This window comes from Ursidibacter arcticus, from assembly GCF_009761375.1.
Taxonomy (GTDB): Bacteria; Pseudomonadota; Gammaproteobacteria; order Enterobacterales; family Pasteurellaceae; genus Ursidibacter; species Ursidibacter arcticus.
In genome coordinates this window covers 89,610-103,571 of sequence record NZ_LEKM01000116.1, presented here as the reverse complement: position 1 = coordinate 103,571, position 13,962 = coordinate 89,610, and the positions used below count along the sequence as shown (strand labels likewise).

Annotated in this window: 14 protein-coding genes; 10 read left to right on the top strand and 4 right to left on the bottom strand. The window is 37.8% G+C overall.

The window, feature by feature from the left end:
• The first annotated feature begins 5 nt into the window (after nt 1–5).
• From A1D25_RS04370 to tyrA, 8 genes are all read left to right on the top strand, one after another.
• Entirely contained in the window at nt 6–713 is a 708-nt protein-coding gene (locus A1D25_RS04370; RefSeq protein WP_157394472.1) for a hypothetical protein, read from the top strand.
• Between the two features lies 1 nt (nt 714).
• On the top strand, nt 715–1,197 hold the full coding sequence (locus tag A1D25_RS04365) for a hypothetical protein (RefSeq protein ID WP_157394471.1): 483 nt from the start codon (nt 715–717) through the stop codon (nt 1,195–1,197).
• Nucleotides 1,198–1,301: 104 nt separating this feature from the next.
• A complete protein-coding gene (locus tag A1D25_RS04360; protein ID WP_157394470.1) occupies nt 1,302–2,768 on the top strand; it encodes a vWA domain-containing protein in 1,467 nt (488 codons plus the stop codon).
• 80 nt (nt 2,769–2,848) lie between these two features.
• The gene (locus tag A1D25_RS04355) at nt 2,849–3,511 is read left to right on the top strand and encodes a Bax inhibitor-1 family protein (RefSeq protein ID WP_157394469.1); all 663 of its coding nucleotides are present in this window, start codon (nt 2,849–2,851) and stop codon (nt 3,509–3,511) included.
• A 59-nt stretch (nt 3,512–3,570) separates the two neighbouring features.
• Nucleotides 3,571–3,909 carry a TusE/DsrC/DsvC family sulfur relay protein gene (locus A1D25_RS04350; protein ID WP_157394468.1) on the top strand — a complete coding sequence of 113 codons (339 nt, stop codon included), beginning with the start codon at nt 3,571–3,573 and terminating at the stop codon, nt 3,907–3,909.
• Between the two features lie 26 nt (nt 3,910–3,935).
• Nucleotides 3,936–4,970, top strand: coding sequence for a glycosyltransferase family 9 protein (locus tag A1D25_RS04345; RefSeq protein WP_157394467.1), 1,035 nt, complete (start codon nt 3,936–3,938; stop codon nt 4,968–4,970).
• Between the two features lie 38 nt (nt 4,971–5,008).
• Nucleotides 5,009–6,070, top strand: coding sequence for a 3-deoxy-7-phosphoheptulonate synthase (locus tag A1D25_RS04340; protein ID WP_157394466.1), 1,062 nt, complete (start codon nt 5,009–5,011; stop codon nt 6,068–6,070).
• A 2-nt stretch (nt 6,071–6,072) separates the two neighbouring features.
• Nucleotides 6,073–7,194 carry a bifunctional chorismate mutase/prephenate dehydrogenase gene (tyrA, locus tag A1D25_RS04335; protein ID WP_157394504.1) on the top strand — a complete coding sequence of 374 codons (1,122 nt, stop codon included), beginning with the start codon at nt 6,073–6,075 and terminating at the stop codon, nt 7,192–7,194.
• A 59-nt stretch (nt 7,195–7,253) separates the two neighbouring features.
• On the opposite strand, the gene A1D25_RS04330 is transcribed toward tyrA, so the two are convergent.
• Entirely contained in the window at nt 7,254–8,444 is a 1,191-nt protein-coding gene (locus tag A1D25_RS04330; protein WP_205420576.1) for an amino acid aminotransferase, read from the bottom strand.
• A 217-nt stretch (nt 8,445–8,661) separates the two neighbouring features.
• Between A1D25_RS04330 and accD the strand changes: the two genes are divergently transcribed.
• Together accD and folC are read left to right on the top strand one after the other, a co-directional pair.
• Nucleotides 8,662–9,588, top strand: coding sequence for an acetyl-CoA carboxylase, carboxyltransferase subunit beta (gene accD, locus A1D25_RS04325; RefSeq protein WP_157394464.1), 927 nt, complete (start codon nt 8,662–8,664; stop codon nt 9,586–9,588).
• Nucleotides 9,589–10,887, top strand: a complete 1,299-nt coding sequence (folC, locus tag A1D25_RS04320) for a bifunctional tetrahydrofolate synthase/dihydrofolate synthase (protein ID WP_157394463.1) — start codon at nt 9,589–9,591, stop codon at nt 10,885–10,887.
• Between the two features lie 78 nt (nt 10,888–10,965).
• Here folC and purK read toward each other — a convergent pair whose 3' ends face one another.
• The 3 genes from purK to purE form a co-directional block, all read right to left on the bottom strand.
• Nucleotides 10,966–12,054 carry a 5-(carboxyamino)imidazole ribonucleotide synthase gene (gene purK, locus A1D25_RS04315; RefSeq protein ID WP_157394462.1) on the bottom strand — a complete coding sequence of 363 codons (1,089 nt, stop codon included), beginning with the start codon at nt 12,052–12,054 and terminating at the stop codon, nt 10,966–10,968.
• 97 nt (nt 12,055–12,151) lie between these two features.
• Complete coding sequence (locus tag A1D25_RS04310; RefSeq protein ID WP_157394461.1) at nt 12,152–13,117, bottom strand: asparaginase; 966 nt, start codon at nt 13,115–13,117, stop codon at nt 12,152–12,154.
• A 10-nt stretch (nt 13,118–13,127) separates the two neighbouring features.
• The gene (gene purE, locus A1D25_RS04305; RefSeq protein WP_157394460.1) at nt 13,128–13,622 is read right to left on the bottom strand and encodes a 5-(carboxyamino)imidazole ribonucleotide mutase; all 495 of its coding nucleotides are present in this window, start codon (nt 13,620–13,622) and stop codon (nt 13,128–13,130) included.
• Nucleotides 13,623–13,962 lie beyond the last annotated feature (340 nt).

Here is a 13,962-nt window from a genome sequence, read left to right as displayed (position 1 = left end):
TTTATATGAAACTTAAGCAAACATTTGGTATTTTGACCTTATCCTCAGCCATTGCATTAAGTGGTTGTTCAAATCTACCAGGATCTTCATCAAGTAGTTTATCAGGTGGTGATGATGCTGAGTTCTTCAGTTCTTCAGGTTGGGGATCTTGTGCTATCGGTGCTTTAGGTGGTGCTATATTAGGAGCTGGTGGAACTTTATTAGCTGGAGGTAGTACTGAAAGTGCAATTATCGGTGGTGTTGCAGGAGGAGTTGCTGGTTGTGGTGCGGCTATGACGGCAGATTATTATTTAGAGAAACAACGTAAAACTTACGCTAGAAAAGAAGATCGCCTAAATGCTTATATTGCAGATATTCGTAAAAACTCACAAATGGTTGCAAAATCTACGGCTAAATTACAAAGCCAAACAAATAAAAATAATAGCTTAATCAAAACGTTAAATGCGCAACTTAAAGCAGGGACGATTAAAAGAGAAGATGCGAAGAAGCAACTTGCTCAGATTGATAAGGATATTGAAGCAGCACAAAATCGCTTAAAAGGAATGAAGTCTAATTTTGCAGTTTTAAATGGTGCTGCAAAAGAAGAAAAGAAAGCTGGTACTAGAAGCAAAGCACTTGATCGAGATATTGCACAGTTGAATAAACAAATTGCAACCTATGAAAAAATTCTTAATGCTCAAGTAAAACAACGTTCAGCAATTCAGGTGGGCTAATATGAAAATTGTCAAACTATCTTTATGTATTTTTAGTGCAGCAACGTTAATGGCTTGTTCTGCTAGCACAGCAGAATGTGATCCAAATGCACCATTAGGGCTTTTTGGTAAAATTGCTTGTGCAAGCTCAGGAAGTTACGACCAACGTGTGTCGGATAAAGAAGCAGAATTAGCTGCAGCGCAAGCTCATAATAGTAGCCTTCAAAAAGCGAATCGAGCTGCAAAAGCTAAGGCTGAGCAATCTGCGGAAAAACTCAAAGGCAAAAAAGCCGAACTTAACAAGCTAAATCAGACTGTAAGTAATTATGCTGCTCAACTTAAAGAAAAAGCGAAAGGAAACGATCAAATTCTTCAGCAAATTAAGGATGCAGAAAGCCAAATTCAAGCGGTAAATGATTCATCAGTATCAGATGAAGTAAAACAAGCTGAATTACGAAAATTACAGCGTAAATTAGCGACTTACCAAAAAGCATTAGGACTATAAAATCTAATAGGGCAAGATGTATTACGCCTCTTGCTCTTTTAGTTCTTTGCAATTCTCTACAAGAGTAGGGGATTTTGTTCAAATTTAAGTTATAAGGATTGGTTATGCAGCGCCTCGCTCGTTTTACCGTGGAAGAAATAAATCAAAATGCTATTGCTCTTTTCAGTCATTACGATGAGCTTAGACAAATTATTCTTAGACATCTCTCTCCTAGCACAGCAACATTATTTGCTCGCCCAGAAATCAAATCAGATAACCAAACGGTTGAGTGGTATAGTGAATTGGAAGGGCAACCTTACTTGTTAAGTAATAGTGAAGCGGATAAACAGCAGCTTAATAAACTCAACCCTATTATTGAACAGCGAATTTCAGCCATTGAACAGCTTAATCACTCTCTTGCCAGTAAAGGTGAAATTACTCAAGAGCAATCTACTCGCCTATCTCAATTAGTTGAAGGGGCAAAGCATAATACGAAACAAATTTTTGTTGTAAATAATGAGCCAGTGATAACAGGTTGGGGGCTAGGGAAAAAAGCTGTTGAGGCACCAGCCCCGGTAGCGCCGGTGGCTAGCACAACGAATAAACACCGCTGGTGCTATTTCTTATTACCTCTACTATTGTTACTCTTATTAGGCTCATTACTTTGTTGGTGGTTTAATCGCCCAGAAGTGGAAACATTGCCTCAAGCAAATGTGGAGCCACCAAAAATAGAAGAGCCACAAAAAGTGGAGGAACCGAAGGTAGAAGAGCCTAAAGTGGAGGAGCCGAAGGCAGAAGAACCTAAAGAGGAAGATCCAAAAGTAGAAGAACCGGTGAAAGAGGAAGCGCTTCCAGAAACGGTAGAAGAGGTTAAACCAGCTAAAGTTTGTCGCCAAAACATTATTCCAGGAGAAGCTCCTCAAATGGTGATTATTTTCAATAATGCAGCGGCTATGAAGTATACTATTAAAGAAACACCAGAGAGTATCTTGACATTTGAAGATATGATAAGACGTAGAGAAGTTAGTCAAAGAGATATTAATTATATGTACCGTAAACCAAACCGGGCTAGTGCAACTAAAAGTGCAATGCTTGAGTTACTGAAATCGATTGATAGCAGTATTGATATTGGTTTAGTCGAATTAAGGGGGTGTTTGAGTAATAATGAACGGAAATCAGCCAAATCTTACGGTATTTTTAGTGGTGAACAACGTGCTAAATTAGAAAAACAAATCCAAAATTTAAAAATTAGGCAAAATAAAGTGCCAGGAATTCCTATTTATGAAGGATTACAGCGGGCGCTTAAACTTGTCGATGGCAAGGATAGAGAGGCATTAATTCTTTTTATTACGGATGGTAATAGTGATTGTACACATAGGAATGAGTGTGAGCTACTAAGCCGAGAAATTCAATCTCGCCCGAAATTAAAAGTGAATATTGTGCAGATCAATGCCCTTGGGAATTATACGGATTGTTTAGCTCACATCAGCGGTGGGCAAATTTTTAACACATTAGTTAGCACTGAGGAGCAATTGAAAGAACTTATTGGAGAGGCTACAAAACCAATACAGGTGGAAGAAGTTTGTGAATAAAAATTGACATTCTCTTTAATAATCGCTACTTTAAAGCCTATTTTTAACCAAGTAATAACTTTTAATTTACAGGAGTTTTTATGCAAGAACGTTTAGTGACAAGTGCCAGAAATGAATCGTTAATTAGCACCCATAAAGTGTTACGCAACACTTACTTTTTATTAGCACTGACACTCGCATTTTCATCAGTTGTCGCAGTCGCTGCGATGGTATTAAATCTACCTCGTTTACCTTGGTGGGGAATGTTAGTCGGTTTTTATGGCTTACTCTTTTTAACTCACGCAACAGCAAATAGTGCAGCAGGTATTGCTAGTGTATTTGCATTGACGGGGTTCTTAGGTTACAGCTTAGGGCCGATTTTAAATGCGTATTTAAGCAATGGCTTAGGTGATGTAGTTGCGTTAGCATTTGGTGCAACCGCCTTAGTTTTCTTTGCGTGTTCAGCTTATGTACTAACGACTAAGAAAGATATGTCTTTCTTATCAGGAATGATGATTGCATTATTTGTGGTCTTACTTGTTGGTGTAGTTGCAAATATTTTCTTAGCAATTCCAGCATTAAATTTAGCAATTAGTGCATTATTTATTGTATTCTCAAGCGGTGCGATTTTACTTGCAACAAGCAATATTATTCACGGTGGTGAAACCAACTATATTCGTGCAACTGTTGATCTATATGTTTCACTTTATAATTTATTCGTCAGTTTCTTAAATATCTTCGGTGTATTAGGTAATGACGACTAATTAACCATTAAATAATATGCCACAGTAATGTGTCATTTTTTATTTCTATAACATTGAGTATGACTTATTTTATTGAATTAAATCAGCAAAAATTTGAAACCGATGAGTTCGGCTATTTAAGAAATTTAGGTGATTGGTCCGAATTATTAGCGGTAGAAATTGCTAAAAAAGATCATCTTGAATTAACCGAAGATCATTGGGAAATTATCTTTTTTGTCAGAGAGTTTTATCAAGAATATAAAACCTCCCCAGCAATTAGAATGTTAGTTAAGGCACTTTCACAGAAATTTGGTGAAGAAAAGGGCAATAGCCGTTATCTACAACGTTTATTTCCTGAAGGCCCTGCTAAACAAGCCACTAAAATTGCAGGTTTACCAAAGCCAGCAAAATGTTTGTAATATCATATTTTTATTAGGAAATTCTAATGCAATCTGTTCAATCAATCTGTGTTTTACGTTTATCGGCAATTGGTGATGTATGCCATACACTTGCCGTTGTGCAAGCTATTCAACGTCAATACCCTAATGCTGACATAACGTGGATTTTAGGCAAAGCAGAAGCTACTTTAATGGCTGGCATTCCAAACGTGACTCTAGTTCCTTATGATAAAAAGACAGGTTGGAAAGGTATTTGGGCGTTATGGCGTCAATTAGGCCACAAGCGGTTTGATTATTTATTAAATTTGCAAACAGCATTTAGAGCGTCAATGCTCTCTTTAGGCATTAAAGCGAAAGTTAAGGTTGGATTTAATCGTGATCGTGCAAGAGAAGGGCAGTGGCTTTTTACTCACTGTAAAGTAGAACAGAGTGCATCACCACACGTTTTAGACGGACAAATGATGTTTGCAAAAGCGGTTGGTGTAACAGATTTAAGTACGCAATGGTACTTACCGATAAGTGAGCAAGATAGACAATACAGCCAACAATTTATTGATCCACAGAAGAAAAATGTGGTTATCGCACCTTGTTCTAGTAAAAAAGAGAAAGATTGGTTACCTGAACGCTATGCTGAGATTGCTAATTTTTTATTAGAACACAATATTAACGTAATTATTTGTGGCTCACCTTCTGCTTATGAAATGGAAACTGCTACTAAAATTCATCAACTTGTGCCTAAAACACGCAATATAGCAGGGAAAACATCATTAAAGCAGTTGGCATCAGTTATTCAACAAGCAGATCTTGTTATTTCATCTGACTCTGGACCAGCACATATCGCAACAACACAACATACGCCGATTATTGGTCTTTACGCTATTCATAATCCGCTAAGAACAGGGCCTTATAACGATTTAGATAAAGTTGTTTCTGTTTACGATGAGGCTATTTTGCAAGAATATAGTAAACCTTGGCAAGAGCTTCCTTGGGCGACAAGAGCAAAGAGCAAAGATTTAATGAACCGTATTACCGTAGAACAAGTTAAACAAAAAATAGTTGAAACTTTACATATAACCTTGTAAATTATCTTGTAATTTAAAATTTACACAAGGAAATAAAAATGAACACTGTGTTTAATCAAGATAGTGTACATAATGTAAACATTATTGATGAAAAACTGCTTTTAACTCCTAAAATGTTAAAGGAAGAATTTCCACTTTCAGAAAAGTTAAAGCAACAGATTGAAAAATCAAGAAAAATAGTTTCAGATATTATTCATAAGCGAGATAAACGTCAGCTTATTGTTATTGGGCCTTGTTCTATTCACGATCCTATATCTGCCCTAGAATATGCTAAAAAACTTAAAATATTGGCTGATAAAGTGTCAGATAAACTTTACATTGTGATGCGGGTTTATTTTGAAAAACCGAGAACAACAGTAGGTTGGAAAGGCTTAATCAACGATCCTAATCTTAATGGCACTTTTGATATCGAAAAAGGGTTGCGTGTTGCTCGCAAATTATTGTTAGACATTGCTGAACTCGGTTTACCACTTGCCACAGAAGCACTTGACCCTATCACACCACAATATCTTGCGGATTTATTTAGTTGGTCAGCTATTGGAGCAAGAACAACGGAGTCTCAGACGCACAGAGAAATGGCATCGGGATTATCAATGGCAGTTGGCTTTAAAAATGGAACAGATGGAAATTTAGCGGTCGCCATCAATGCGATGCAAGCATCAGCACAAGGGCATAGTTTTCTTGGTATTAGCCAAGCTGGGCAGGTTACTATCTTACATACAAAAGGGAATCCTGATGGACACGTTATTTTACGAGGCGGCAAAAACCCGAATTTTGAAAGTCAGTATGTACAAGAATGTGAACAAGCTCTGCGTAAAGCTAATTTACCAGAAGCTATTATGATTGATTGTAGCCACGGAAATTCCAATAAAGACTACCGCCGACAAGCGATAGTGGCTGAGAATGTGTTACAACAATTACTCAATGGCAATAAATCAATTATAGGCTTAATGTTAGAGAGTCATCTCTTTGCAGGAAATCAATCATCGGAACAACCTTTCGAACAGATGCAATATGGTGTATCTATAACAGATGCGTGTATTGATTGGCAAACAACAGAAGCATTACTAACCCATTTTGCAGAGCAGTTAAGAAAATGAGTATGAATCCATTAGAACCGATTAGAGAAGAAATAGATAAATTAGATCAACAGCTTATCGAATTACTGGCACAGCGTTTAGCATTAGTCGCAGAAGTGGGAAAAATTAAACATCAGTACGGTTTACCTATTTATGCACCAGAACGAGAAGCCTTTATGATCAATGCTCGCAGAGAAGAAGCTGAAAAGCGTGGTATTCCTGCTGATCTCATTGAAGATATTTTACGCCGAGTAATGCGAGAGTCTTATGCAAGTGAAAATAAACATGGTTTTAAAACCGTGAATCCATCAATCAAAAAAATAGTTGTAGTGGGCGGAAAAGGGAAACTTGGTGGTCTGTTTGCACGCTATTTTGTAAATTCAGGTTATCCTGTTGCTATTTTAGATAAAGATGATTGGAGCAATGCCGCAGAGATTTTGCATAAGGCTGATTTAGTTTTAGTTTCTGTACCTATTGATCACACTTTACCAATACTTGAAACATTAAAGCCTTATCTTACAGAAAATATGATCTTGGCTGATCTCACTTCAGTTAAAGCTCAGCCGTTAGCAAAAATGCTTGAAATTCATCAAGGGGCAGTAGTCGGTCTTCATCCAATGTTTGGGCCAGATATTGCAAGTTTTGCAAAACAAGTGACCGCTTGTTGTCACGGACGTTCTTCTGAACAATACCAATGGCTATTAGAACAGATCCAAATTTGGGGTGGGAAAATCGAATATATTGATGCGAAAGAACACGATCACGCAATGACTTACATTCAAGCACTACGCCATTTTTCAACCTTTGCGTATGGTTTACATCTTTCACAGCAACCTATCAAGCTCTCGCAATTATTGGCATTATCTTCGCCAATTTACCGTTTAGAATTAGCAATGATAGGGCGTTTATTTGCTCAAGATGGAGCATTATATGCCGATATTATTTCGGATAAACCAGAAAATTTAGCCGTTATTGAATCACTTCAGCAAACTTTTGCAGAAAGCCTAGCATTCTTCCAACAGCAAAATAAACAGGGCTTTATAGAAACTTTTAAAAAAGTGCATCAATGGTTTGGAGAATATTCAGAACAATTCCTAAAAGAGAGCCGAAATTTATTGCAACAAGCGAATGATTTGAGAGGGTAATAAGAATGAAGCGGTAGAATTTGCGAGAAATTTTGCAGATCCCACCGCTTGTTATTGTGTTATAACACTTTCACAATAGATTCACATAAGCGATCGATATTATCTTCAGTAATACCAGCCACATTGATACGGCCTGAACGAACCGCATAAATAGCAAATTCATCACGCAAACGATCGACTTGTTCAGGACTTAAACCACTGAAAGAAAACATACCATTTTGAGCAATAATAAAATCAAAGTTTTGTGTTGCTCCTTTCTCTTTTAAAAGCTGAACAAATTTAGCACGCATTTCTTTAATACGGTTACGCATTTCGGCTAATTCAGCAATCCAATTTGCTTTTAGTTCTGGATCAGCTAACACTGTTGCAACTGCACTTGCACCGTGAGATGATGGGTTAGAGTAAAGTACACGAATAATTGATTTAACTTGGCTGAATGCGTTATTTGCTGTTTCAGCATTGGTAGCAACAAGCGTAAATGCACCAACACGCTCATTGTATAAACCAAAGTTCTTTGAGAATGAACTTGCAACTAAAAGCTCTGGGTTATTTTGTGCAAAAGTGCGTAAGCCAAAGGCATCTTCTTCTAAACCATTGGCGAAACCTTGATAAGCAAAGTCAAATAATGGTAACCAACCTTTTTTAGCAGATAGATCTGCAAGGGTTTTCCACTGTTCTGGTGTTGGGTCGATCCCTGTTGGGTTATGACAGCAACCGTGTAGTAAGACAACATCGCCAGCTTCAGCTTGGCTAAGATCGGCAAGGAGATTATCCCAATCTAACGCTTTTGTTTCTTTGTTATAGTAACGGTATTCTTTAATATTGATACCCACCGCATTAAAAATAGCATTATGGTTTGGCCAAGTTGGTGTTGAAATCCACACATTTTTTGCACTCGTTTGGCGTTTAATAAATTCGGCTGCAATGCGTAATGCTCCCGTTCCACCTAAACTTTGAGCAGTTTTTGCACGACCAGATGTGATCACATCGGCATTTTCACCAAAAAGTAGAGCTTGTGTCTGTTTATTAAAATCAGCAATACCGTCAATGGTTAAATAGTTTTTGGTATTTTCATTAGCCAGCAAACGAGTTTCTGCCTCTTTTACTGCTTTAACAATCGGGGTTTGACCTTTTGCGTCTTTATAAACACCGATACCTAAATTGATTTTTTCAGCACGAGTTTCAGCTTTGAACGCTTCGCCTAAACCTAAAATTGGATCAGCAGGTGCTGCTTGAATATGACTAAACATAGACATTGGATTTCCTCATTGAGTTGTGTTGCAAAATTGTTATTTTATACGACTAATTTGACTTTTTAGCAAGTATCAAGCGGTCTGTTCTTGAAGAAAATTTACAAAATTATCTATTCTTGTCGGAGTAGTCACATTTTCTATTTTTTCAATACCCAAAAAAGCAATTTTATGCTTTAATACAGGCAATTTTCTCAACACAAAATAAGGTGTAAAAATGAGTTGGATTGAAAAAATCTTAGGTAGAACATCTTCATCTTCAACAAGTAAGTCAAAAATTCCAGAAGGTGTTTGGACGAAATGTACAAGTTGTGAACAGGTGTTATATACCGAAGAATTAAAACGCAATATGCAAGTTTGCCCAAAATGTGAACATCATATGCGTATTGATGCGCGTACTCGTCTAGTTACATTATTAGATGAAAATTCAGCAGAAGAGCTTGCTGCAGATCTTGAGCCACAAGATATTTTGAAGTTTAAAGATCTCAAAAAATATAAAGATCGTTTAACTGCAGCTCAAAAACAAACGGGAGAAAAAGATTCATTCATCGTTATTACGGGTAAATTATACGATATGCCTGTGGTAACAGCGTCTTTTAACTTTGAATTTATGGGCGGATCAATGGGATCTGTTGTTGGGGCGAAATTTGTGCGAGCAGCAGAATACGCCTTAGAACATAATGTGCCTTTCATCTGTTTCTCTGCATCGGGTGGTGCTCGTATGCAAGAAGCACTTTTCTCGTTAATGCAAATGGCAAAAACCAGTGCAGTATTAGCAAAAATGCGTGAAAAGGGCGTGCCTTTCATTTCAGTATTAACAGACCCAACCTTAGGGGGCGTATCAGCAAGTTTGGCTATGCTAGGCGATATTAACATTGCAGAGCCAAAAGCGTTGATTGGTTTTGCTGGGCCACGTGTTATTGAACAAACAGTGCGTGAGAAATTACCAGAAGGTTTCCAACGTAGTGAGTTTCTCCTTGAGAAAGGGGCGATTGATATGATCGTTCATCGTAAAGAAATGCGTGATACGCTAACTCGTTTAGTTGCTAAATTAACGAATCAACCAACGCCATTTAAAACAGGCGAGTTAGTTGAAGCTGAAGAAATTCAGTCAGAAGAATTGGTACAGTCAGAAGAAGCATAAATGACAACATTAATTTCACCAAAAGCCACGGATTCATTGGAAACGTGGCTTTCCTATTTAGAAAAAAGCCATTTCAAACCGATTGATATGGGGCTTGAGCGTATTCGTGATGTTGCGTTAAAGCTAAATTTACTTAATCCAGCACCTTATGTCATTACCGTTGCAGGTACGAATGGTAAAGGTTCAACTTGTAAATTACTCGAAACAGCACTCTTAAAAGCAGGCTTGCGTGTTGGTGTGTATTCTTCGCCACATTTAATTCACTACAATGAACGAGTGAGAATTCAAGGGCAACCAGTAAGCGATGCTGATTTTATTCAAACCTTTGATTATATTGAACAGCATAAATCACAGTCTTTAACTTATTTTGAGTTTGGAACTTTGGCTGCATTTGATCTATTTCGCCGAGCTAAACTAGATGTTGCGATTTTGGAAGTGGGGTTAGGTGGGCGTTTAGATGCGACAAATATCGTTGATCCTAATTTTGCGGTGATTACGTCCATTGATATTGACCATATTGAATTTCTAGGCAACGATAGAGAAGTGATAGGGAGAGAAAAAGCGGGAATCTTCCGTCAAAATATCCCAGTAGTGATTGGCGAACCTGATTGCCCAGCAAGCATCTTACAATATGCAAATAGTTTAAATTGCCAAATTTCTCGCCGAGATGTTGATTGGAAATTTTCTATCGAAACCAACCGCTTATATTGGCAGTCTGCAAATGTTAATTTAGATTTGCCATTGCCAAAAATTCCTGTGCCAAATTGTGCAACAGCCGTTGCAGTGCTTACCCAATTGCCTTTTGCAATAACCAATGAGATTTTGCAACAAAGTATTGCAGAAACGCAAATGGTCGGGCGTTTTCAAACCCTGACTCAACAGGATTTTGCAAAATTTTCACAAAACCCACCGCTTGCACAAGTGATTGTTGATGTAGGACATAATCCACACGCAGCACGTTATTTAGCAGACCGCTTACAAGCGTTAAAACAACCACAATCAAAACTATATGCCGTATTTAGTGTATTAGTTGATAAAGATTTATCTGGTATTGTGGAGCCATTATCGACTTTAGTGGATAAATGGTATTGTGCAGGATTAGATGGCTATCGTGGTCAGCTTGGCGAACAGGTACTTGAAAAACTGAATAATGTCTTGCCTAATGCTAATGCGGTCAGTTTCAATAGCGTTGCTCAAGCAACGGAAACCGCATTTTTGCAAGCGGGTAGTGGAGACATCGTTTTAGTGTTTGGTTCTTTCCATACTGTTGCAGATTTTATGTTATGGATAGAAAAATAGGATTATCTACTTACTTTAAAATATAACCTTGTCTATGACAAAAATAGACAAGGTTATTTCATTTTACCGTTTAATAGTCTAAGCCAATTTCCCTAAAGCCCATTCTAACCCTGATTGGAAATCATCGGTTAAAAGCGGTTTAAATTCTTTCAGGTAGTGAGCAAGTTGCGTTTTGTCTGTATGGCATAAGTTGATATGCCCGACTTTTCTGCCTGCTCTGACTTCTTTTCCATACCAATGAAGTTGGCTAAATGGCACGTTTAACCACTCATTGTTATGTTCAATGCCGATTAGGTTTATCATCACACTTGGTGCGATAGGCGTTAAAACTGGGGTTGGTAAGTCTAATAAGGCACGAAGGTGTAATTCAAATTGGCTAATCGAACAGCCTAGTTGTGTCCAGTGTCCGCTATTGTGTACGCGAGGGGCAAGTTCATTGATAAGCAGTTTATCGCCAACTACAAAACATTCCATTGCCATTACGCCAACATAATCAAGCTCATTCATAATCGCAGATAACATTTTCTCGGCTTGTTGTTGGAAAATTTGTTGGTTTGGTAACTCTAAGTTCATTACGCTGTAACGCAAAATGCCATTTTGTTGTAGGTTATGTGTAATAGGGTAAAAACGTGTTTCACCGTTACGGAAACGAGCACCTACAAGCGAAACTTCGCCGTCAAATGGAATAAACTTTTCTGCAATCACTTCACCGAATAAATCGGACGTAATTTGTTCTACGTTTTCAGGGGTAACAATCCATTGTCCACGTCCGTCATAGCCACCTGTACGGCGTTTGACAACAACTTTTTCGCCTATATTGGTAAAAACCTGTTGCCATTGTTCTGGTGATTCTAGTAATTGCCAAGGTGAAGTAGAAAGTTGTAATTGATCGAGTAAAGATTTTTGGGTTAAGCGGTCAGCTAAACGCCCGAATACCGATAAATTCACAAAATTCTGATGGTTGCCGAGTAATTGTGTAAGTGGAGTATCAGCCCAGCGTTCAATTTCTGCGGTAATTAAACTATTAGGTTCAATGTCGAAAACAGGGGCATCAAAAGCTAATGGACGCACGTCAATATCTAAAGGTGCTCCAGCGTAGCGGAGCATTCTGCCGAGTTGCCCATTTCCTAATACGTATACAGTCGGGTAAGTAATACTTTTTTGCATTGTTATTTCTCATTATGTCAAGCGGTGGGGTTATTCAGCTTTTTTGCAAAAATTTGAATAAATCTGACCGCTTGTAGAAGTTTCAATATGTTTTAAGTTAAAAATAATTAGCTAAAGGTTGAGCTAATGATTGATTGAGTAGCACTAATAGCTTAATTCTGGCTTTTTGTCCGCTTAACCCTTTGGTAAAAATAATACCTTGTTGTTTGAGCTGCTTGCCACCACCAAGATAATCATAGACATCTTGAGTAATTCCGTTAAATGCACGCGAAACGAGTACCACAGGAATTTTTGCATCTAATAGTTTTTGTACCCCTGATAAGCAAGACGGTGGTAAATTGCCTGCACCCAGTGCTTCAATTACAACGCCATCGCATTGATGTTGTGCCAGTTGTTCGAGTAAAAAACTATCCATTTCGACATAGGCTTTGACAAGCTGAACATTGCGTTTTGTTAAGCGTTCGATTGGGAAATGTTCATATTGTGAAAGATGTTGAAAGTAAATCACTTGGTTTTTGGTGACTAAACCGCAAGGTCCAAAAGTAGGTGTTTGGAATGTCGCAACATTGGTTGTGTGTGTTTTAGTGACAAATTTAGCGTGGTGAATTTCATCATTCATTACCACGAGAACGCCTTTATTTTGGCTTTCGTCAGACAGGGCAACTAAAATAGCACTTTGTAAGTTGATTAAGCCATCTGCACCTAGTTCATTGCTTGAACGCATAGCCCCTGTGATCGCAACAGGAACTTTGGTATTTAAGGCTAAATCAAGAAAATAAGCGGTTTCTTCAAGCGTATCAGTACCGTGCGTGATTACGATACCATCAAATTGTTCCGCTTGGACTGCGTGTTCAATACGTTCTTTTAATATTTGCCAGTGATCCAATGTGATATGAGGAGAGGGAACGTTCAGCAATGATTCTTGGTAAAGTTTTGCTGGGTGATTAAGTTTATCTAATGCGGCAAGTAATGGATTTTTAGCGGAAGGGGACACTTTTCCATCTTCCCCTTCACTCATAGAAATCGTACCGCCTGTATGAAGAATCAGTAATTTCTTTGCCATTTCTTATAACCTATTCAACTCTAGGATCTGGATTATCCAACACGCTTTGTGTTTGTTGTTGGCGGAATTGATGAAGTTTTTGTGCAAGCTCAGAATCAAACGCAGCAAGAATTTGAGCTGCTAATAATCCTGCATTAGCTGCACCAGCTGGACCAATCGCTAATGTCCCAACTGGAATACCTTTTGGCATTTGTACGATAGAATAAAGGCTATCTACACCACTTAACATTGAACTTTTTACTGGCACGCCTAATACTGGCACAATAGTTTTAGCCGCAATCATTCCAGGTAAATGTGCCGCACCACCAGCACCTGCAATAATGACTTTGTAGCCATTTTGTTCGGCACTTTCTGCAAATGAGAAAAGTTTATCTGGCGTTCTGTGTGCAGAAACCACTTCAACGTGGTAAGGAATTGCAAAACTTTCTAAGATTTGCACCGCTTCCGACATTGTTGCCCAATCACTTTTTGAGCCCATTACAATTGCAATTTCAGCTTTTTTCATTTTTCTAAACCTTTAAGTCAAAATAATGTGGTTAGCATATCACAAAAGGCAAACGGTTGCTTTAAAAAAGTGCTTATGCTTAAACCCTTTATCACTATTTGTGGATAGGTAAAAATAGACAAAATAGGTAGATTTTGTTATCTTGATTGCAAATTTATCTACATTTTTTCAACAACTTTTAAAAGTTGTTAGAAATCAAGTAGATAGCATTAACTAGTGATGGTGTTTGCTTAAGATGAAACAGATGATGTTTAGCGTTTGTTTGATCTAAAGCAAATATCATTGTTGGTTTTTGTTTAATATTTTAGCAAACGAATAAGTCATTATTGGCTTATGTTTT